Here is a 22311-nt window from a genome sequence, read left to right as displayed (position 1 = left end):
TTTTAAATTATAGTTACCTAACTATAACTATGCGGCGACTGTAGAGTTTGCCTTGTGATGTTACAAGCACGGTATATACACCCGGCGTGTAAGCTTCTGTGTTAAGCTGTACCTGGGCACCTCTGTTAGCCTTTGCAAACACTGTTTTACCCTGGCTGTTCACTACGCTAACCGATTCGATAAGCTTATCAGAAGTGATGATAAGATAATACGTTGCTGGGTTAGGATAAACTTCCAGGCCCGGATAGTTTTCGTCTGCGATGCCGGTTGGGGCTTCGTATACATCCGTAACAGCAATAGCCATTGTAGTTTCGTAGGTCATGCCGGCACTGTCTTTGGTCTGAACACGAACATTAAAGTTCTTTTTGGTCTCAAAATCAAATATGGCGGCAGCTTTCAATTCGTTCCCTTCTATAGTAAAGAAGGCATTATCTTCTGTATCCTCCACCAGCTTATAGGTATGCGTGTCGCCGGCATCAGCGTCTGTAGTTGTAAGCGTACCTATAGCTGCACCAATGGCATTGTTTTCAGCTATGGTATTTTTGCTGAGCGCAATAGCGGTCGGCACTTTGCTTGGCTCCACTTCTACCAGTATGTAAGTTGTTACATTGTCCGGGTTTATCGTTCCTTCAGCTAACGTCAGCGTACCAATCAATTCGTATACACCGGCTTCGGAGCCTTTGTAGGTGTCAGCAAGCCAGGTAACTGCAAGAGGTTCTTTTCTGCCATCCAAGTAAGTTACTTCTACTGTTGCAGGCAGTTTGCTGCCTAGTTGCGCAAACGTAGTCAGGAAAGGTACTTTTACAAATGCCCCTCTGCTGGCCCCAATAACGTAACGGGTATTTTTGTTTACCTGTGCTGTGGCGTTATTTCCGGTGTTTTTGGCAATGTCTGTTAGCTTCAGCGCTATGGTTAGCTGCCCGTCTGCCAGAGGCGTAACATCAATTGCGTTAACCTCAAAGGTAGCTGTGGCTACTTCGCCGCTGCCTGTAACAGGTGTGCCGCCTCCGGCGCTTGTTATAGTATAACTATAGGTAGCACCAATTTCGGCTCCTGCCACGGTTATCGAAACAGCGTTTTTGTTGTTATGCGTAACCAGGGACTGGTTAAAAGCTACGGTATAGTTTGCAGGAGCAATTTCGTCCATGTCGTTTACCTGCAACACCAATGCTTTCTCGAAAGAGCCGTTTAGTTTACCATCGCTGGTTCTAACCCGGATATGATAAGCGCTTTTTGTTTCGAAATCAGGAGATGGCCATAGTTGCAGCTTGTTGTCGGTAATAGAAAAATGGTCGTTATCTTCAGCGCCTTCGCCAGAAACCAAAGTATAGGTGTGCGTATCTGCGGCATCAGCATCTGTTGTTGTAAAACCACTTACGATGGTACCATTCCCCACATTCTCGTTTACTGCAGCATGCTCAAGCGCAATATCGGTAGGTGTGGCATTTGGTGCAAAGCTCATGACGGCAGCTTTACCAACACTGAATATCACATAAGGAACGTCTGTTTTACTCAAAGCAAAATCAGTTACCCTGGCTTGCGTGAAGCCTGCATTCCCTACAAATTCCCAGGTCGAGCCGTTGTACTTTACCACAGTCGCCTGGTTTACATGGTCTTTGTTGTAATAATACAGATAAGGCATTCCCTGGCTATCTAATGCCAGGTCTATGAACTCAACCTTGTAACCCGGCAAACTTTCAGCACCTACAGCAACCCACGCCGTGCCGTTATACTTTATAACCTTTGCTTTATCGCCGTTAGCCACATCCAGATAAGCAACATAAGGCGTGCCTGCCGCATCTAACTCCAGTGTGGCATAAGCTGCTTTGCTACTTGAGAAGTATCCATCTCCTACTGTTGCCCAGCTTGTACCGTCAAACTTCATTACTTTGCCCCAGTTAGCAGTACTTGCAAACTCTGAAAACACAACATAAGGGTTGCCATTCGCATCCATAGCCAGATCAAGATCTGAAACTGACCCGTTTAAGGAGAACTGTCTTTCACCTACCAGCTCCCAGGTAGTACCGTTAAACTTCATAACAGTAGCGCCAGCTTCTTCAAATGCTAAATAAGGCGTACCACTGGCATCAAACGCTAATGCTGGTTCAGAAGCGACCCATGGCGTAAATCCTGCTGTACCTACAGTTACCCACTGGGTACCGTTAAACTTCATAACGGTGCCTTTGTCGCTTTTACTGGCATCTGTATAAGCTATGTATGGTGTTCCGTTAGCATCAATAGCCAAGTCCAGTTGGTCTTTTGTTACGTTCTGTATTATCCAACCTGAAAATCCGGCATTACCCACCAACTCCCATTTCGCGTCTTTATACTTCATAACGGTAGCCCTGCCACCCATAGAACCATCAGAGAAAGCAGCATAAGGCGTCCCATCCGGGGCAATAGCAACTTTAGAATACTGTACGCCGCCAGGCGAGAAACCCTGTGCTCCTATAACCTGCCATACGGTTGCGTTTTCGGTACCAGCCATACTTACAGTTAAAGTTGCTGCTTCAGAAGTAGTAGCAGATCCATTATGAACCAGTACGCGGTACTGGTAGCCGTTCATGTAAATGCTTGCTTTAGCTATAGTTAAGGTTGATGTTGTAGTTCCGGAATAGCCCAGGCCGTCACGTATATCCAGGTACGTCGTTCCGCCATCCTGGCTGACCTGCCATTGGTAACGTAAGGGGCCATCGCCTGTAGCGTTTACGGTAAAAGTAGTGCTGGCATCAGCCGCCACATTTTTAGCAACCGGCTGCACAGTAATAACTGGTGCGGCAGGCACGTACTTCATAACTATAGCTTTGTTGCCATTTGCCCCATCCTGGAAAGCCACATACGGTGCGCCGTAAGCATCTATCACTAACGACGTATAAAACGCAGTTCCTGCCGAGATACCTGTGCCAACAGCCTCCCAGGTGGTGCCATTAAATTTCATTAGTGCAGCCTTATTTTCGTTTCCGAAGTCGCGGTACGCTACAAACGGAGTTCCCAATGCATCTACTGCCAGCGATATGGTAAGTGCGCCACTCGTTGAGAATTTTGCATCACCTACTGTTTGCCAGGCTGTGCCATTAAATTTCTTAACCGTAGCCATTTTATCAGTTCCTTCGGAGTAAGCTACGAAAGGTGTTCCATTGCTATCCAGTGCCAGCGATGGCTCAGTTGCCACCTCATCAGAAATACCGGCTGCACCTACATTTTCCCAAGATGTGCCGTTATACTTCATAACGGTAACTTTTCCGGATGCACCTCCATCCTGGTAAGCCACATAAGGTACGTTATTACCATCCAGTTTAAGCGAAGGATTATAAGACACGCCTGCGGAGAAACCTACGGTGCCTACCACAGACCAGCCTGCTGCGTTGTATTTATAAACACTTAGTCGATTGCCATTCAGTTCATCCTGAAGCGCTATATAGGGCACACCACTTTTATCTAATGTTATAGCAGGATTATCGCCGGCTGTAGAAGCGCCTGTTCCTTCGTTAGGAAATATGCCATCGTAGCGCACCTGCCGGAAAGCACCATCTATCATGCTTTTTACTACGGCTTTATTTTTATTGGCATCTGAGTCCTGGTAAGCGACATATGGTTTACCGTTGGCATCAATTACTAACGATGTTGAATTAATGGCACTATTTGCAAAACCGAAAACATCAACCGCCACCCAGCTGGTACCATTGTATTTCATAAGCATACCGCGGGTACCGGTACCAGTGCCTGCATCGCCATAAAAAGCAACATACGGTTTGCCCTGCGCATCTAAGGCAACAGAGGTATGGGTTGCTGCTGCTTTGGAAATACCCGCACCGCCTACTGGCTGCCAACTATAGCTGCCCTGCCCGTAACCTGGCACCGAAAGCACCAAAAAGCTGAATAAAAGAAGTAGCGCTGCTTTAGCCGTTTTTGGAGCAGTTTGCGGCAAGCATGCTGGTGGGCTTACAGGAGCCCCTGCGTAAAAGTGTTGCATAAAAGGTTGTTGCTATAAACAGAAATAAATCCCTTCTTCTTGCTCCAACTCCACTGGCTAATAGTTTCCTCAAGGGTGAGGGTTAAAAATTAAAAGGCAGGCTAAAGCAAAAATATCTTGAAAAAATACGGGTACAATTTATATAGTTAATACACTATAAACAAGATGGATATTATCCTCAGTACCACTATTTTTCTGGCACTTGCCAGCTACTTGTTAAAGGCAACTATAGATTGGAAGAAGCTTACTGCCTGCAAGCGATGCAGCCCAACCTTTTAAGGCACAATACAGTATCTTTTAATACACATGGCAATATATTCATATAACCCGGTAAAAGCCTGTAACTGGCAAAAGCCCATGTTGTTAGCACCGGAACAACTATAGCACTATGAAAAACATAAGAACATACCTGGCTACCCTGTTTATACTGATGGCATTAACCCTGAGTAGCTGTGAACTGGTAGGAGATATTTTTGAAGCGGGCATGTGGACGGCCCTCATTGTTATAGTCCTGATCATCCTGCTTGTTACCTGGTTATTCAGGAAGTTGAGAGGATAAAAAAAGGAGCCTTCGGGCTCCTTTTTAGTTTATGGCTGTTTTGGCGAATGCACCAACCGGATAACCTGCCGGCCTGCAGTGTGCTGTAGTTGCACCAGGTAAACTCCCTCGGGCAAATGCTGCAGGTCTGTTAGTATGGGTTGCCCACTCGTTAAGGTAAGTTGATGTGTAACTATAGTTTTGCCGCTCATATCGGTTAGCACCAGGCGTACAGGCCCGTTTATAGTTGCCGATGACAAATATAGCTGGCCACGGCCCGGGTTAGGGTATGCCTCTATAGTTGCCGGCCCATGCTGTTTTACCTGTACAGTCACCACTTTAGAATACGTCTTTGTTCCGTCCAGGTCATATTCTGCCAGCCTGTAATAAACTGCACCGGTAGCTGCTGGGTAATGGGTAAAGCTATACTGGTTAACTACTGCACTAAATCCTGCCGCTTTTACCTGCCCCACTTCAGTAAAGCGCCTGCCATCCGGACTTGTTTCAATAGCGAAATAATTGCTGTTACGCTCCGATGCTGTAGTCCATTTAAGCACAGTTTGCCCATAGTTGTATTTGGCTGTAAATGCAGTAAGCTCTACAGGCAAGGGGTTGCGCGGAGGCTGCCAGATAGCATACATGCCACTTCTGGCATTGGTTATAGTAACTGTGTTACTCGGCGAAGCCGTTGCCTTTGCTGCTACCCGGGCACCTGCCATAGTTGTAACCACCCCACCCGCCGACTCCCAGGCCGTTCCGTTATAGTAAGCCATCTCTGCAACGGTTCGGTCAAAGTCTGGTAGTTCGTCTGCAGGGTTCCAGTAAAAAGTAAGTTCGGCATCCGGGCTTGTTGCCCCTTCCTGGCTAATTGTCCATACTTTGTTTACCAGCCCCGTCTTTAGTGGCTCGCCGATGCCTTTCAGGGAACTGTCGTAGTGTACATAAACGGCATCGGCCAAGGCTATACTTATATAGCGTGCCGCCTTGCCTGCTGGTAAAGTAATGTTAACGGGCGTATAACTTAGCTGCGAACCTACCGGTAAAAACCGGGTACTGCCTGGCTGCACATATTGCTTTACTTTACCACCCTGACCAATCTTAATAATTGCTGCGTTACCGGTTGGTTCTATAGTTGCTCCGTTTTCCAGGGTTATGGTTGCGCTTTTTAGGTGTACGCCTGTATTTTCCAGCTTTAACCTACCGCGCACCTGCACCGGCATATCTATCAGTTTCTCTTTGCCACCTTTAATAAGCAGGTTGCCATAGTTGCCTTGCACGGGTGCCGCCGTACTATCAGTGTTATAGACCACATTGCTGTTAGGTGCAAGGTTACCAAATGCAGGGGCAGCCAACTCGTGGTTTATAAGCAGCGTGGAGCCATTGGCAATATCAACAGTTGCGGCAAGTTTGTATTTGAAAGGTATAGTTAAGGTTGCGGCAGCTGGCTCTTCGCCGAGTATCAGTTTAGAGTTTAGCCCTGCAATTGTGAGGTCTTTACTTAGTTTATAGTTGCCGGCGGTGGCTACAACAAACATCTGGTCTTTAATCGAAAAATCGGTCGGGTTTCTGCCCGTACCTGCCACATCGGTGTTCCAGCTGGCTTTATTGCTCAGCACCTGGCTGGTAGCATAAAAAACATCGTTCTGGAGAAACTCAATTTCTACATCATCTAAAGCCGATGATGGGTACTCTTTTCCACTTCCTGTTCCGTTATAAGAGTCGGGTTGGCTCCAGCGCAACATAATTTCCTGGTTGGGAGCCAAGTTTACATCCAGCACCAGGTAGGCTGCCTGAGCTCTGTTAGCTGCCATATTTCCATCGAGAACGCTGGTATTACCGCTGCCTTTCGGAATAGGGACTTGTATGTTAGTAGAGAGCGGCGCGACCGGCACCCAGGTAATAGCTGCAACCGGGCTATTTACTAAAGCACCTATGGCATAGTCAAAATTTAAAGCAGAGCCTGCCTGTTTAATGGTGTACCATTGCTCCAGTGTATAGCTTATTTTAATGTGCTTTATAGTTTGGCCGGAGTTGTTTCTGAAGCGTGCCGCATAATAATAGCCGCCATAGCCATTGGCGCCGTGCCCGCCCAAGGCTTTGTCTGTGCTGCCAAGGCTCCCGAAACTATACAGCCCCACTGTACCGGATGAACCGTCGTTTGCAGCAATGGTAGTTGGCGTACTGCCGCTAAGGGGCCTTGCATACCAACCGGACAAGGTGCTGTTGTTTGCCCAGGTACCAGACGTGGGCAGGGCATTAAAGTCCTGAGTGTAGGTGTGCTTTAACTGATAACCATCCGCCGTCATTTGGGGAATGCTGATCTGGGCAACAACCGGATTTATAGTTAAACCACACAGCATGAAAAAGAGAATAAGTACACTGCTGCAAATTACTGGCTTTTTCATTCCTGGTCTGTAGCTCGAAGTATATAGGTTTTCTACTATGGTTTATATCGGGATGCGAATATATGAACACGTATTCATATAATCAACCAAAACCTTAACATATACTACTACTAACCAACATGTTACCTCTAAAATACAGTATTACAGAAAACAGCTTTTGTTCTTATAGTGCAATAGCCTCTGCTGTAAATCAGACACATACAGTGTTTAAACATTAGTTATACACTATATCATAATTAGCTAAAAGTGGCTGGTTGTAGCAATAAAAAAGGGAGCCCGGGGCTCCCTAACACGTCGTAAAACTATAGTTATATTACTTTGCTCGTTTCGGCATGGTACCCAGCAGGTAATCCCAGAGCGGCGACGACACACCGTAGGCTACATCCGGATCTTTGTAATGATGGATGCTGTGGTGGATCCAGAGTGTTTTGAGGAAATTTTTAGGCGGTGCGTAGGCATGAACCGCATAGTGCACAAATAAGTACATGGCATACCCGAACAACATGCCTGCCACTATGCCAAACACCAACTGCCCAAATAGCAGCTTAAACACAAAAAACAGGAACGAGGCGATCAGCACACTAACGATAGGCGGCATGGCCAGGCGCTCTTTGTCTTTCGGGTAATCGTGGTGGTTGCCATGGAACGTGTACTGAATGCGCGCTTTTGCAGGCGTATCCGTATCCATATGAAAAATAAAACGGTGTGCCGAATACTCCATCAGGCTGAAAATAAACCAGCCCAGTATAAACAGGCCAATCGCTTCTGCCACATCTATAAAGCCATAGGTAAGGCCATAGTAAATTAAACCCACCGAGATGGCAATAAAGATAAAAATAGGGAGGGCAATGTGGGTTCTGGTCAGTCGTTCGAGAACGGGGTTCGCGAAGATCTGCGCACGTCCTTTGTGATTAGGTTTCATAGTTATAGGTTAGGTATGAGTTGTTTCAGTACGCAAAACTTTAAAATCCAGGAAAACTGCTTCGCCGGAAACAAGAAAAAACCCAGGGTAGTGGTACCTGTAATTACAGCGAAAACAACGCCAGCAATGCATCTATAGTATACGGCGGGCGCGCAACTATGTGTTTTGCCTGCGCATAAAATTGCCGGCGTTCGGCTAATGTTTCGCCTACAAACGAGAATAGTTCGGATTGTGTTTTGCCAGCTAGCAGCGGACGCGTAGATAAGTCTGACTGTGAGAGTCTTTGGGCAATAAATTCGGCAGGTACATCCAGGAAAATGGTCTCACCGCCAGCATTCATCAGGGCCATGTTATCGAAGAAGCAGGGTGTGCCGCCGCCAGTAGCAACTATGGCGTTTTTATAGTTGGCAACTATAGTTTGCAGCGCCTCGCGTTCTATTTTCCGGAACCGCTCCTGCCCTTCCTGTTCAAAAATTTGCGCTATAGTTCTGCCTTCTTTTTCCTCGATAAAGGCATCCAGGTCCACGAAACTATAGTTCAGTTCTGTAGCCAGTTCTTTGCCCAGAGTGGTCTTGCCGCTGCCCATCATACCGATTAAGAAAATTAGCATTTTCTTTAATGATTAATTAGGAATGAGTAATGAATAATTGTGGTCTGAATTCATCTTGATATTAATCATTCGTCATTATTAATTACTCATTAATCAAGTTTCACGCGTGGGTCGAGGGCGGCGTAGAGCAGGTCTACGAAGATGTTGATGAGTACAAACAGGAACGCAACAAACAAGGTGGCCCCCATAACCAACGGAAAATCCAGATTCTGAACAGCTTGTATAGTTACCGAGCCTAATCCTTTCCAGTTAAAAATGTACTCGATAAAGAATGCGCCAGCCATCAGCGAAGCCATCCAACCCGATGCAGCCGTAACCACCGGGTTCAGGGCGTTTTTGAGGGCGTGGTTAACTATAACTTTGCTTCTATTCAGGCCTTTGGCGCGCGCTGTACGAATATAATCCTGCGACATCACATCTAACATAGAACTACGCGTAAGCTGAACTATAACCGCCAACGGACGAATACCCAACGCAAAAGCTGGTAGCAGTAGATTTCGTAGTTTCAGTTCTTTTCCTTCAAAAGGGTCGATCTCGTATAGTTGCCCGGTCAGGCTAAGGCCTGTCCAGTCGCTCCAGTAAAACCCGAAGGTGATGGCAATAAGTATAGCCGCCACAAACGATGGTACCGAAATGCCTAAAACAGATGTGGTGATTAAAGTATGGTCTAAAGTGCTATGCGGTTTAAGAGAAGCCAGCACCCCGAAAAGTATCCCGAACACCGTGGCAATAAGCATAGCAGCTACAGCCAGCCACAACGTGCCCGGAAAATGATCTAACAGGATATCGGTTACGCTTTTGTTACTCTGGAATGAGCGGCGCAGGTAAGGCGTTTTCCAAACCAAAGCATCTTCTCCAAAGTCAACTATAGTACTGTATTCATACTTCTGCTGGTTAGCCTCTGTATCCTCGTGCACCGACAATGGCGACACATCGTTTATATAGTACAGCAGCTGCGCTGGCAGTGGTTTATCCAGGCCCAGGTCTTTGGTAATGGCTTCACGGGTGCTCAGGTCGGAGCGTTGGCCGGCCAGCATAGCCACCGGGTCGCCGGGCAACACGTTAAACAGGAAAAATACCACCACCAACACACCCAGCATGATCAGCAGGCCGTGCCCCAGTCGGCTAAGTATAAATCCTATGAATTTCATGTATAATATATTTTTAAGATACCCAAAGTTGCACGCTGTCCGAGATTCTCCAGCGCCCATTCACTTTTTCAAAACTAATCAGCTCTCCTTTACCGCACTTAGTGCCACAGTAAAATTCATAGTATAAGACTCCTTTATCCCGCTGTTTATTCCAGTGTATTTCAGAGAAGCTTACCTGACCAATTAAATTTTCTTTCTGTTTCGATTCTAGTTCAAACAAGTTTTCAGCTTTACCTAAGGCGCCAACTTTAAAAGTACAGGCTTGAAAATCAGAAGCTATGTACTTTTGCTGTGCTTTACTAAAGTTTGCAAAAATGGCGGCATTGTCTAAACCATACTCTGAAAGCAAAGGCCTTATTTCATCACCTGCAGCAGGAGTCGGGGTCTTCCATAAACCATCTCTAAACTCTCCGAAAAGCTCTCTGTGATAGCTATTATGGCTTAAAAATATTGTTTTAAAACTAGTAGCATCTGTGATAACCTCGCCGAAACTCAGATTATGGAATTGTTCTTCAACTAATTCTATTAATAAGTCATTATATACCTGCAGCTGTGGATCATCAGTTTTATATTCACATACCGGAATTTGTACGACTTTCTCTTTGCAAGAAAGCAACGTAAATCCCAGCAGAGCTAATACAAACCAATTTCTCATCAATTACCTTCTATACTTTTTAGCGACTATAGTTTATAGTTGTCATTCCGAGCGTAGCCGAGGGATCTTATACAGCACATTAGTTGGACAAATAAGATGTCTCGACTGCGCTCGACATGACAAGATATGCAACAATCAACAGTTATTAATCAGCAATTAAAGCTTTCACCTCTTCTATAGTTGGGGTGTTGTTATGGTGCCATAGGCCTTTGGTGGTTCCATCTTTTAATAACCAGATACCCGGATTAGAGCGAATAATGGTTTTAAGCACCGTGCCATCACCGAAATAATACGGAGCAGCCAGGTTAACTTCGTGCCGGAATGCCTCGAACTCCTGTGCGCCGCTGCTTGTGATAACGATTGGGGTAATGCCCTGCTTTTCGGCATCTGCTACCAATGCATTTATTTTGTCAAAATTCTCGGTGCTGGCTTTTGCTATACTTTGCACTACTATAACCAGCTTAGTGCCGGTCAGCACTTCCTGCGTATGGTCGCCTTCGTCGTTCCAGACGTTGAAATCAGTGATCTTAGGGCCATCTTCCGGGTTAATTGCTACCATTTCTTTAAAAGTCCAGGTGGTGTCGGTTGGGTACTCCAGGAACTCCTGCTCTTCGCTGCCTTTGGTCATCACATATTTATACTTCAGCGGTGCCGATGGCTTCATGAGCGTCGGTATGTTATTGCCTATTTTGTAAGCGCGGAAGTCGATGTAAGGCAGGTTTTCGTAAGCGTACCAGCCAATGCCCACCGAAAGTATAGCTGTAAGTGCCGTTATAGTTGCACCCATCTTTTGGCTGATAAAAGGCTGCAGGTAACGCTGCGTCATCAGCAGCACAATGATCATTACGAGCAGAACAATGTCTTTGGTAAACGACTCCCAAGGCGTAAGTTTAATAGCATCGCCGAAGCAGCCGCAGTCGGTTACTTTGTTGAAATAGGCAGAATAGAATGTCAGGAAAGTGAAGAACACGATCATGGCCAGCAGCAGCCACAGCACTTCTTTCAATTTCCAGCGCACCAGCAAGGCAACGCCCAGCACAATCTCCAGCGCACTCAGGAAAATAGACAGGAGCAGCGCAGCCGGCTCCAGCGATTTAAAGAACGGCGCAATGTCAGTCGAGAAAACTTCGAAATACTCTTCCAGTTTTATGGCGGTACCTACCGGGTCGTTTATCTTAATAAGACCGGAAAAGATGAACAGCACGCCCACAAAGAGCCAGAAGAATTTGGTGATGTATTTCATGGTTTTTACCTCCCCCTGCCCCCTCCTAAAAACAGGAGGGGGTTAGGTATATGTTTATATAGGTTATAAGTTTTATAGTTTCTAATATGATGTTGCCATAATCAGAACTGGCAGAAAAAGTATTATCAAGCCAAAGGTTGTGATCTTATAAACTCTCGAAACGCTGCTGCGCTTTCTAAAAACCTGCCAGAGCAAAGCATTCAACAAAATCAGCAACGGGTAAAAGACGAACACAAAAATTACTGCTTTATCATTTCCCTCCCAAGTGGCCTTAAGCAACAGCCAAACAAGAAGTAGGTTTATAGTTACAGCGATAACTAAGTGTATATTCTCTTTTACCTTCATGTCCAAAGTATAACTATAAATCTCACTGTCATGTCGAGCGCAGTCGAGACATCTTATGTGTCCATTTGCTGTATAAGATTCCTCGGCTGCGCTCGGAATGACAAAAAGAGACAAGCAACTATAACCTATAAATTCCCCCTCCTGTTTTTAGGAGGGGGTTAGGGGGAGGTTATTCCCCAGCACCCAGCTTTATCAGCGCGAAAACGGCGTAGTTGATCATGTCGCGGTAGTTGGCTTCTACACCTTCCGAGATCAGCGTCTGGCCTTCGTTGTCTTCTATCTGCTTGGTACGGTATAGTTTCATCAGGATAATGTCTGTAATAGAGCTGACACGCATGTCGCGCCAGGCTTCGCCGTAATCGTGATTTTTGGCTGTAAGCAGCTTTATGTTCTCTTCTATGTGGTGCGTGTACAGGCGTTCTACTTCTTCGGCTGGCAGGGTTTGCTCGGCATCTACTGGCAACTCTAGCTGCATCAGGGCGATCACGCAGTAGTTAATAATGCCTACAAACTCATCGCGGATGTCGTCTTCCACCAACTGCTTGCCCTTTTCCTGTATAGAGCGGATGCGCTGCGCCTTAATAAAGATCTGATCGGTAATAGAAGGTAGCCGCAGCACGCGCCAGGCCGTGCCATAGTCTTTCGTTTTCTTCACAAAAGTGTCTTTGCAGCGCTGTACTACCTGATTATATTCCTGGAGTGTTTGACTAATCAACTTTTTAGCTTTAATTTTAAAATCAATAGACCGAAGTGCCTACATTGGAATCGAAAGATACGCTTTTTAAGAAAAAAACCACACTCAATTGCCGCGGAAAGCTCCTCTCCCTGGACACGCCGCTGGTGATGGGCATCCTGAACGTTACCCCCGATTCTTTTTACCCCGGCAGCCGCCTGAGCTCCACCGAAGAAGCCGTTGAACGTGCCCGCGTAATGCTCTCCGAAGGGGCCGACATACTGGATATTGGCGGTTATTCCACGCGCCCCGGCGCTGCAGATATTTCGTCGCAGGAAGAACAGGACAGGCTGATACCGGCCATCGAAGCTATAGTTCGGGAGTTTCCGGATGTTATTCTTTCGGTAGATACGTTTAGGGCAGATGTGGCAGAAGCAACTATAAAAGCAGGCGCGGCTATAGTTAACGATGTGGCAGGCGGTACATTGGATGAGCAAATGTTTGAAACTGTAGCCCGGTTGCAGGTTCCGTACATACTGATGCACATGCGCGGTACGCCGCAAAATATGCAAACGTTTGCCAACTATAGCGATGTAACGATAGAAGTGCTGGACGAACTGCAGCAGCAAGTGCATAAACTTACCCGGCTCGGCGTTAACGATATTATACTTGACCCCGGCTTCGGGTTTGCAAAAACTACAGAACATAACTTCGAGTTGCTTAACCGTCTGGAAGATTTGCGTATATTGGGCTTACCTGTACTGGTGGGCATGTCGCGTAAATCGATGGTGTACAAAACGCTGGGTATTCATCAGACCGATGCCCTGACCGGAACTACAGTTGTAAACACCATTGCTTTAACCAAAGGAGCCAATATTTTGCGCGTGCACGACGTAAAAGAAACCAAGCAGGCAGTAGAACTATACAAGAAAACAACACTTTGATATTTTTATTCAGCATAGGGTTTTTAGAGATCGAGCTGCTCGACATTATCGACATACTGCTCGTAACGGCGCTTTTATACCAACTATATAAGCTGCTAACCGGTAGCGTGGCGCTCAAGATCTTTTTAGGCTTGCTCTCTATTTACCTGCTATACCTGGTGGTTCGTGCTGCCGGCATGGAGTTGCTTACCATTATTCTGGGGCAGTTTATGGGTGTAGGTGTACTGGCCGCCATTATACTTTTCCAGCCCGAGATTCGCCGTTTCCTGCTGATGATCGGTAAGACCACCGCCTTTAACAACGACCGCTTTTTCCGGGGATTTCCGTGGCGCCGCGAGCCAACCGAAAAGCTAAGCCTTACGCCTTTTATTGAAGCTGCAAAATCGCTGGCAGCCAAAAACACCGGTGCCCTTATCGTGTTCGCTAAAAGCTCGGAGCTAAAATACTACGCCGAGTCCGGTGACCTGATAGATGCTGTTGTTTCGAAGCGCTTGCTGATGTCAATTTTTAACAAGAACAGCCCCCTGCACGATGGTGCTGTAATTATTGCCAGCAACCGGATTAAAGCGGCCCGCTGCATACTTCCCGTTTCTGAAAACCAGGAAATCCCGGCTTCTATGGGTTTGCGACACCGCGCGGCTATTGGCTTAACCGAGATCACAGACAGTATAGTTTTGGTAGTTTCGGAAGAGACCGGCCAGATTGCACTAGTGCGTAATGGTGAGGCTTTCCGAAACTTATCTTCCTCAGACCTACGCGTAAAACTCAACCAGTTCCTGTTCGACACAGACCAGCGCCCAAGTATAAGTGCTTCCGAGAACTCCGTAAGCGCTGCATAGTTTGTCTGAACCGGGATTAATGGTGATTTGTGAGATTGGATTGATTATGCAGAGATGCAATATATTGCGTCTTTTTTGTCTGAATCAGGACATGCTGGTTTAGCTATCTATCCCATCAATCTGATTAATCTTAATTAATCTGTGGTTCAGATAATTATAATTTCCTTTTGCGCCAGTTTACCCAATAAAATATCAGCCCAAGTATAGGCACCAGCCACAGCACCAACATCCAGAGCAGGCGCTCTTTCAGGTCATAGTCTGTTTTAAATATTAAGTGAATCAGGGAGATAAAAGCGCCGACATAGTAAACTATAATCAGTGTAAAGATGGCACTATAAGCAAAGTTGTTGATGCTAGGGGTTACGAATTCCATGCCTTATCTATAGTTTAAACATCAAGTTACTAAATTTGAAATATAAAAAAAGCCACTCCAGTTTTAAGAGTGGCTTTTCTGTTTCACTGGCGCGAGCTTGTAGCTCGTGCTTAATATGAAACCAGGACACAAGCTACAAGCTCGCGCCAGCGAATGCAGGGGAAGACAAACTACAGCTGACCTTACTTGATCACACCAAGCTCTCTACCAACTTCGGTAAAGGCAGCGATACATTTATCCAAATGCACCCTGTCGTGCACAGCTGATATCTGTACTCTGATGCGGGCCTGGCCTTTTGGTACCACCGGGTAGTAAAAACCTATCACGTATATACCTTTGTCGAGCATGCGGGCGGCAAACTCCTGGGCGAGTGGGGCATCGTACAGCATTACCGGCACAATCGGGTGGTCTCCTGGTTTAATGTCAAAACCGGCTTCTGTTATCTTCTCACGGAAATATCTGGTGTTCCACTCCAGTTTATCGCGCAGTTCGGTAGTTGAGCTCAGCAAATCCAACACGGCAATAGAAGCGCCAACTATAGACGGCGCCAGCGAGTTAGAGAACAGGTACGGACGTGAGCGCTGACGCAGCATTTCAATCACTTCTTTATGGCCTGATGTGAAACCACCCATCGCACCACCAAGCGCTTTGCCCAACGTGCCTGTTATGATATCGATCTTGCCCATTACACCACGGTACTCATGCGTGCCACGGCCGGTCTTACCCAAAAAGCCCGAACTATGGCACTCATCTATCATGATAAGCGCCTTGTATTTATCGGCCAGTTCTACAATTTTATCCAGCTGGGCAATGGTGCCGTCCATCGAGAAAGAACCGTCGGTAACGATGATGCGGTGCTTGGTATTGGCGTCCACAGCTTCCTGTAATTTGGCTTCCAGGTCGGCCATGTTGTTGTGCTCGTAACGGAAACGCTGTGCCTTGCACAAACGCACGCCATCAATAATAGACGCATGGTTCAGCGCATCCGAAATAATAGCTGAATCTTCGCCGAACAGGGGTTCAAACACACCGCCGTTCGCATCAAAAGCAGCAGCATACAGAATGGTGTCTTCGGTACCTAAAAATTCAGAGATCTTGCGCTCCAGTTCTTTGTGGATATCCTGGGTACCGCAGATAAAACGTACCGAGCTCATGCCATAACCATGCGTATCGATGGCTTCTTTGGCGGCTTCAATTACCTTCGGGTGCGCCGAAAGGCCCAGATAGTTGTTGGCGCAAAAGTTAAGCACATGCGGCTGTTGCGTGGTGTCGATATCGGCGCCCTGCGGCGTGGTGATAATGCGTTCCTGCTTATATAGTCCGGCCTCTTTTATCTCAGCAAGCTGCTGTTCCAGGTCTGGTTTTAAGGTTTCGTACATTTCGTTATTCGTTTATCGTTGTTCGTTATTCGCTCTAAGATAGCATAAACTATAGTTATATGTCGGTTTTTGGCGGTGGCCTTTTAATAATGGGCCTTGGGCGCGGCGGCTTTGGCTGTATCGTTTCGTCTGGTGCCGATGCCTCGGGCTGATCTGTTTTTGCTTCGTTTATAGTTGGCTGCGCTGGTTCAGAGTTTTCTATAGCTGGAGCTGGGTTCAGCTCTTCCCGTTTGGCATCCGGTATAGTTTGCCCTGCAGCTGGCGTTGGCCTTTTGATAACTGGTCGTGGCCTGGGCGGCTTTGGTGCAGCAGGTTCTTCCGTAGCGTTTATAGTTTGCTCTGGAGTTTTTGTTTCCTCAGGCTTTGTTTCTTCGGTTCCAGGTTTCTGCAACGCAACCGGGCGTTTTATAACTGGCCTTGGTCGTAAAGGCTTTGGTGCCTCTGCTTCACCTGAAACTATAGTTTCTTCCGGTTTTATAGTTTCTCCGGTCGGTTCTATAGTTGGCTTTTCCGTTTCCGGTAGTTTTTCTTCAGCTGATTTCTGTAGAGCTGCTGGCCTTTTGATAACTGGTCTTGGTCGCGCAGCTGGTTTCGAGGCTTCGGTTTCCGGAGTTATAGTTGGCTCAGCGGGTATGCTGGATTCGGGTTCATCCGTAGCATGTTTCTGTAACGCAGCCGGGCGCTTTATTACCGGTCGTGGACGGGCCGGCACAGGGCTTTCAGTTGCCAGTTTGTCCGCTGTGTTTTCACCTTCTGTAGTTGGCGCAGGTCTGGCAATTACCGGCCTTTTTATAACCGGACGCGCTTTACCCGGCTCTGCTGCTTTCTCAGGCTGAGCTTCGTCGGTCTTTATAGTTTCGCCTTCGGTTGCAGCAGGTTTAGCTATAGTTGGTCTGGCTGTGGTCGGGCGCTTTACAACTGGTCGTGGTGCTGGCGCAGCTTCCGGTGTTTCCTGTGGAACGGCAGGCTCCGCAGTCTCCATAGTTTCGGAGGCCGCAGGAGCAGCACGGCGCATAACTGGTTTTGCTGCTGCAGGTGCAGGCGCGGCTTTCGGCACATCTTCCTCTTTTAAATGATACCTTAGGCGCACATCGTTTATCACCATTTTAGTGGCAATGTAAAAGCTGTTCTGGTGCATCTGGTCATACATATCGGCCCAGGCAGCAAAACGTACGGGGTCGCCGGCAGCAAATGCAGCTTTATTGATGCGCTTCTTTACAAGGTATTCTTCAAATGTCATGTACTGGCCGTCTTGTAAAACACAGGCTTATGCTTACAAATATAGGCAAATCCGCTGCACAAGCCAGTACGGCACCAACTGCTTTTCGGGCTAATATTATTTAATCTTTAAGTCTGCTGTTACCTGTTTTGTAGCTGCACCCCGCTGAGTACCTTTGTTGTAAGGTGAGTTAAAAGTTAGATTAGTTTTAGTGCAGGAGAGTGTTTGCAGCCGGCAGATGCTCTCTTTTTGCATTTAAGCAACATTCTCCTATCCAAATCGCATAAGCCCTTGTGTTTCTTATTCGCTACTCTTTCAGTATTGCACCGAAATAGGTTACTTTGTGCAAACGATTTAGCGTAACTATGGCAAACACAACTGATACGGTACTGGTAATTGGTTCGAGCGGCCAGCTTGGCTCAGAACTAACTATGGAACTGCGCAATATGTATGGCGGAAGTAATGTAGTGGCGGCAGATATTGCAGCTCCCAAACATGCCGACCTGCGCGACTCCGGACCTTTCGAAAAAATAGACGTGCTGGACCCCAAGGCAATGGGCGAACTGGCCGCAAAGTATAAATTCAAGCAGATCTATCACCTGGCAGCTGTGTTGTCGGCCACCGGCGAAAAGAACCCGAAATTTGCCTGGAAACTTAACATGGACGGCCTGTTTAACGTGCTGGACCTGGCCCTGGAGCATAAAGTAGAGAAGGTTTACTGGCCTAGTTCCATCGCCGTTTTCGGCCCGAACACGCCACGCCAGAACACCCCGCAGCACACCATCATGGACCCAAACACGGTGTATGGTATCAGCAAGCAGGCCGGCGAACGCTGGTGCGAATATTATTTCGAGAAGTATGGCTTAGATGTGCGCAGCCTGCGCTACCCTGGCCTGATAGGATACAAAGCATTACCGGGCGGTGGCACCACAGATTACGCCGTAGATATTTACCACCAGGCCCTGGAAAGCGCCAGCTACGAATGCTTCCTGAGCGAGAACACCTACCTGCCGATGATGTACATGCCGGATGCCCTGAAAGCTACCCTGGATTTAATGCACGCCCCGGCAGAACAGGTAAAAGTACGCAGCTCGTATAACCTGAGCGCCATGAGCTTCTCCCCGAAAGAGATCGCAGCATCTATTCAAAAGCATATTCCTGAATTCGAGATCAGTTACAAGCCAGACTCGCGCCAGCAAATCGCCGACTCGTGGCCACAAAGCATAGACGACAGCGCCGCCCAACAGGACTGGAACTGGAAACCAGCCTACGACCTGGATGCCATGACCGCTGATATGTTGCTGAACTTAAAGAAAATGAAGCAAGAGCAGGCTGTTTAAGGTTTACCTCCCCCTACCCCCTCCTAAAAAAAGGAGGGGGTTTTTGTTTTGTTCGAATCAGGATTGAACCTCACCCCAGCCCTCTCCTTTTGAAAAGCTGGAGTTTTGTCTGAATCAGGATTTGCAGGATTTTAGGATTTACAGGATTAAACTATAGTTTTATTGTTAATAATTGCTGGCGCGAGCGTCCACGCTCGTGTCGAACTATGATGTTGTATCTCCAGATGCAACTGGCCCGACAGGGACAGGCAAAGGCGTTACTTGTAGTTCCATAGTTAGCGTGGTCCAACTGCCCTTGTTTTACCTCTCCCTAACCCTCTCCTAAAAACAGGAAAGGGAGTTTTTACTTACCACTTTTTCTGTCATCCTGGAAGGATCTTGTGGAAAGATGCGTTAGGCCTTTGCTAGAACACACCCCTAGCCCCTCTCAAGAGGGGAATTTTCTGCTTTTGCTATAGTTAAAGCTATAGTTTCATAATTTCAGTCCATGATGCGGACAGGTCGCGACCTGTCCCTACGAAAATACTACATGAAAAAAGTCGAAGCGAGAAAGTTCAAACTATAGATACAGGTCAATAGAAGAAAGATCGCAGTCTTTGGGTTGAGCGCCTTTGACTTGTTGCGGTGGCGTTAGCCAATCCGACACAGGAGGATAGCAAGAAGGCAGCAGCGCGATGCCCGATGACGGGGCCTCCCGGCCGTGAGGGCACCAAAGTAAAGTTGAAATGATAGGCAAGTAGAGCTCCCAGGAATGGATGGGATTTAAAACGAAGGCTTGGTTCAAGCTAGCGACTATAACCAACTATAGTTCGAGATAGATTTCTCACTTTGTTAGAAATGACAAAAAGATATTATAGGACACATAAGATTTCTCACAGCTACGCTGGCTCCTTTCGACTCGTGTCTCAGGAGTGCTCGGAATGACAAATAACCAACTATAGCATTAGACGCTAACAGGAGCTGCGCACGCTGTTAGGTCTAGTAAACTCAGATTTTTCACTCTGTTCGAAATGACATTTGTAACATTACTTTCTGCCGGCACTATTTCATCCCTCCTGCTGTTACAAAAGCCAAAACTATACTAACTTGCGCCGCAATTTCTGAAAAAACCATAACCCCGTGAGAACCACGCCCTTTATAGCAACCCTGTTGCTTACAACGTTGCTTTATCTATCCGGCTGCACCAGCACCGCTAAACTGCAAACCGAAGCACCTGCTGCAACTATAGCTGCCGCTCCTGTTTACCAGCCCAAACTATCTTCTATCACTATACCGGTAAGTGTGCAGGTGGCTACTTTAGAGGAAATGCTGAACCGACAATTTACAGGCGTACTATACAAAGACACGAACCTCGACGATGACGATGTGGCTGTAACTGTGAGCAAGAATGGCCGCATGAGCATCCGGGCTGATAAGGATAAGATCTACTTTAGTGTGCCGCTGAATATTTATGCCAAAGGCCGCTGGAAATGGGACCCTTGTAAGCTTTGCCCGGCCATCGATAAGACTGAAGACACCCGGTTTGACATGGTGATTAACACAGAAAGCAAGATCGGGCTGACGGAAGACTATAAACTAAAGACCACTACCACCGGCGATTTTGAATGGGGAAACACCAAGCCTGTGCTGGAACTGGGTCCGCTAAAGATCGGGTTGGCCCGCTTTGTAGAACCGGAACTGCGCAAGCAGATGGCAACACTTACCAAACAACTTGATGCCGAACTACAGAAGCAGATAAATGTAAAACAATATGTGCAGCAAGCCTGGAATATGTTGCAGGAGCCGGTTAAGGTAGATGACGGCATGAATGCCTGGCTGCAGGTGTTGCCACAGGATGTTAGAGTTACACCACTTCAGGCACGAAACGGTACATTGGCTATGCGCATTGGCATTACCTCTTATATAAACGTAACCACCGACGGAAAGCCCAAAGCGCAATCCCTAAAAAAGCTGCCAAACCTGGTGCTGGACAACAAACTGACTGATAACATACAGGTCGGGCTGACAGCCGATATTCCGTACACACAGGCCAGCAAAATGCTGCAGCAGCAGGTAGCCAACCAGACCTATAAATTCGACGAAGGCAAAAGCCAGCTAACCGTAAAAGATGCTACTATAACGCCTGGCGGCGACCAACTGGTGCTGATGCTGGATGTAAACGGCAAAACAAAAGCGGGTTTGTTCACCAAAAAAATTGTGGGCAAAGTATACTTAAAAGGCACACCTTATTACGATGCAGCCACGGCATCTATAAAAGTGCGTGATGTAGATTACACCCTCGAAACGAAGGACAAATTGCTGAACACGGCCAGTTGGTTAGCCAAAAACAAGTTTAAAGACATGATACAGCAGCAGGTGAACATACCGGTAAAAGACCAGCTAACCGAAGCACATAAATCGCTGCAGCAGGCTTTGGATAAGCAGGGCCGCGTATACGAATCGGTATTACTGAAAGGCAAGATACAGACGATAGAACCTGATAACATCTACCTGACTCCGACCGCTATCCGGACTGTAATAAATGCAAAAGGAAACCTATCAGCTACTATAGACAAACTATAGTTTAAGCGTAAAACAAATTTGCCGAACAGGGTATTGCTATTAGTGGCAGTACCCTGTTTTTTTACTTTAGTAACTATAGCAGATAAGCTCAGTACAGCATGCTAAAAGCTAAAATCCAACTATCATAAGTAGCCAAACGTAATCAAAAACCTAACAAACGGCACAAACGCATGGCTACTTATACTTTTAAGGATATCTTCTCGCTTCTGAAGTCTTCGGTTTCGGAGTTTCTGGATAATGAATCGTTGCGGCTGGCGGCAGCGCTGGCTTTTAATGCAATTTTTTCTATTCCGCCACTTCTCCTGATCATCATAAAAGCGGCAGGATTCTTTTTAGGCGAGGCTGCTGTATCCGGAGAACTCTCTAATCAAATTTCAAAAGCAATTGGCCCGGAGGCTGCTACGCAGGTGCAAGGCATTATTAAGAATGCCGCTATCAGCGAAAGTGGCTGGGCGCTGTGGGTTGGTATCGGTACGTTAATTTTTGCGGGCACTACTTTTTTTGTAACGCTACAACAGTCCCTTAACACCGTCTGGAACCTGAAAGTGAAGCCTACCAATGGCATTATGCGCATGGCGAAAGAGCGTATTTTCTCCTTTGGTATTATACTGAGTATTGCCCTGCTGATGCTGTTCTCGCTGGTTATGAGTGCGGCTATCTCTATTTTGAGCGGCTACATTTCCGACCTGCTGCCGGGCGTAGGTGTCTGGGTTATCAAGCTCATCGATTTTATAGTTTCTGTAGGTATCATCTCACTGCTGTTTGCCCTCATCTTTAAATACCTGCCCGACGGCGTTATCCGCTGGAAAGACACGTTGATTGGTGCGGTAGTAACGGCGCTGCTTTTTGGGTTGGGTAAATTTCTGATCAGCTGGTACATTGGCACTTCCGACCCGGGCTCAGCTTACGGCGCGGCAGGCTCTATTATCGTTATCCTTGTCTGGATTTATTATTCGTCGATGATCGTGTTTTATGGAGCCGAATTTACGCAGCAGTACGCTGAAAAATACGGCCAACACATCCGCCCAAAACCACACGCCGTGTTTGTGCGCTCCGTAGAAGTTACCGAAGACAAACAGGACACCAAAAGCGGCAGACCAAAAGCAGAAGGCCGATATAACAAGAATCCGTAAGTGATAT

Annotated in this window: 17 protein-coding genes; 6 read left to right on the top strand and 11 right to left on the bottom strand. The window is 46.9% G+C overall.

Annotation, left to right across the window (positions count from 1 at the left end; all coding sequences use genetic code 11):
- Nucleotides 1-13 precede the first annotated feature (13 nt).
- Nucleotides 14-3973, bottom strand: a complete 3960-nt coding sequence (locus tag GWO68_RS11450; protein WP_162346585.1) for a T9SS type A sorting domain-containing protein — start codon at nucleotides 3971-3973, stop codon at nucleotides 14-16.
- 388 nt (nucleotides 3974-4361) lie between these two features.
- On the opposite strand from GWO68_RS11450, the gene GWO68_RS17725 reads away from it, so the two are divergent.
- Complete coding sequence (locus tag GWO68_RS17725; RefSeq protein ID WP_202923732.1) at nucleotides 4362-4532, top strand: hypothetical protein; 171 nt, start codon at nucleotides 4362-4364, stop codon at nucleotides 4530-4532.
- A 29-nt stretch (nucleotides 4533-4561) separates the two neighbouring features.
- Here GWO68_RS17725 and GWO68_RS11445 read toward each other — a convergent pair whose 3' ends face one another.
- The 7 genes from GWO68_RS11445 to GWO68_RS11415 form a co-directional block, all read right to left on the bottom strand.
- The gene (locus tag GWO68_RS11445) at nucleotides 4562-6916 is read right to left on the bottom strand and encodes a T9SS type A sorting domain-containing protein (RefSeq protein ID WP_162346584.1); all 2355 of its coding nucleotides are present in this window, start codon (nucleotides 6914-6916) and stop codon (nucleotides 4562-4564) included.
- 313 nt (nucleotides 6917-7229) lie between these two features.
- Nucleotides 7230-7838 carry a sterol desaturase family protein gene (locus GWO68_RS11440; RefSeq protein ID WP_162346583.1) on the bottom strand — a complete coding sequence of 203 codons (609 nt, stop codon included), beginning with the start codon at nucleotides 7836-7838 and terminating at the stop codon, nucleotides 7230-7232.
- Between the two features lie 103 nt (nucleotides 7839-7941).
- The gene (locus GWO68_RS11435; RefSeq protein WP_162346582.1) at nucleotides 7942-8448 is read right to left on the bottom strand and encodes a shikimate kinase; all 507 of its coding nucleotides are present in this window, start codon (nucleotides 8446-8448) and stop codon (nucleotides 7942-7944) included.
- Between the two features lie 89 nt (nucleotides 8449-8537).
- Complete coding sequence (locus GWO68_RS11430; protein ID WP_162346581.1) at nucleotides 8538-9599, bottom strand: ABC transporter permease; 1062 nt, start codon at nucleotides 9597-9599, stop codon at nucleotides 8538-8540.
- Nucleotides 9600-9612: 13 nt separating this feature from the next.
- Nucleotides 9613-10254: a hypothetical protein gene (locus tag GWO68_RS11425; RefSeq protein ID WP_162346580.1), complete on the bottom strand. Its 642-nt coding sequence runs from the start codon at nucleotides 10252-10254 to the stop codon at nucleotides 9613-9615.
- 145 nt (nucleotides 10255-10399) lie between these two features.
- The gene (locus GWO68_RS11420) at nucleotides 10400-11497 is read right to left on the bottom strand and encodes a BT_3928 family protein (protein WP_162346579.1); all 1098 of its coding nucleotides are present in this window, start codon (nucleotides 11495-11497) and stop codon (nucleotides 10400-10402) included.
- Between the two features lie 514 nt (nucleotides 11498-12011).
- Nucleotides 12012-12557 carry a DUF1599 domain-containing protein gene (locus tag GWO68_RS11415; RefSeq protein ID WP_162346578.1) on the bottom strand — a complete coding sequence of 182 codons (546 nt, stop codon included), beginning with the start codon at nucleotides 12555-12557 and terminating at the stop codon, nucleotides 12012-12014.
- Between the two features lie 44 nt (nucleotides 12558-12601).
- Between GWO68_RS11415 and folP the strand changes: the two genes are divergently transcribed.
- Entirely contained in the window at nucleotides 12602-13459 is an 858-nt protein-coding gene (gene folP, locus GWO68_RS11410) for a dihydropteroate synthase (protein WP_162346600.1), read from the top strand.
- Nucleotides 13456-14298: a diadenylate cyclase CdaA gene (gene cdaA / locus GWO68_RS11405; RefSeq protein ID WP_162346577.1), complete on the top strand. Its 843-nt coding sequence runs from the start codon at nucleotides 13456-13458 to the stop codon at nucleotides 14296-14298. Before folP ends, cdaA begins: the two co-directional genes overlap by 4 nt.
- Nucleotides 14299-14452: 154 nt before the next feature.
- Here the strand turns inward: cdaA and GWO68_RS11400 are convergent, their stop codons facing one another.
- The 3 genes from GWO68_RS11400 to GWO68_RS11390 form a co-directional block, all read right to left on the bottom strand.
- Nucleotides 14453-14671 (bottom strand): PLDc N-terminal domain-containing protein, encoded by a 219-nt coding sequence (locus tag GWO68_RS11400; RefSeq protein WP_162346576.1) that lies wholly within the window; start codon nucleotides 14669-14671, stop codon nucleotides 14453-14455.
- Between the two features lie 182 nt (nucleotides 14672-14853).
- Complete coding sequence (kbl, locus tag GWO68_RS11395; protein WP_162346575.1) at nucleotides 14854-16050, bottom strand: glycine C-acetyltransferase; 1197 nt, start codon at nucleotides 16048-16050, stop codon at nucleotides 14854-14856.
- 55 nt (nucleotides 16051-16105) lie between these two features.
- Nucleotides 16106-17290: a hypothetical protein gene (locus tag GWO68_RS11390; protein WP_162346574.1), complete on the bottom strand. Its 1185-nt coding sequence runs from the start codon at nucleotides 17288-17290 to the stop codon at nucleotides 16106-16108.
- Nucleotides 17291-17634: 344 nt separating this feature from the next.
- Here GWO68_RS11390 and GWO68_RS11385 point away from each other — a divergent pair, with 344 nt between their 5' ends.
- From GWO68_RS11385 to GWO68_RS11375, 3 genes are all read left to right on the top strand, one after another.
- Nucleotides 17635-18609, top strand: coding sequence for an NAD-dependent epimerase/dehydratase family protein (locus GWO68_RS11385; RefSeq protein ID WP_162346573.1), 975 nt, complete (start codon nucleotides 17635-17637; stop codon nucleotides 18607-18609).
- Nucleotides 18610-19728: 1119 nt separating this feature from the next.
- Nucleotides 19729-21171 carry a DUF4403 family protein gene (locus GWO68_RS11380; RefSeq protein WP_162346572.1) on the top strand — a complete coding sequence of 481 codons (1443 nt, stop codon included), beginning with the start codon at nucleotides 19729-19731 and terminating at the stop codon, nucleotides 21169-21171.
- 170 nt (nucleotides 21172-21341) lie between these two features.
- A complete protein-coding gene (locus GWO68_RS11375) occupies nucleotides 21342-22304 on the top strand; it encodes a YihY/virulence factor BrkB family protein (RefSeq protein WP_162346571.1) in 963 nt (320 codons plus the stop codon).
- Nucleotides 22305-22311 lie beyond the last annotated feature (7 nt).

Origin of the sequence: Pontibacter fetidus, from assembly GCF_010119545.1 — a bacterium.
Taxonomy (GTDB): domain Bacteria; phylum Bacteroidota; class Bacteroidia; order Cytophagales; family Hymenobacteraceae; genus Pontibacter; species Pontibacter fetidus.
This window is presented reverse-complemented; position numbering and strand designations above follow the sequence as displayed.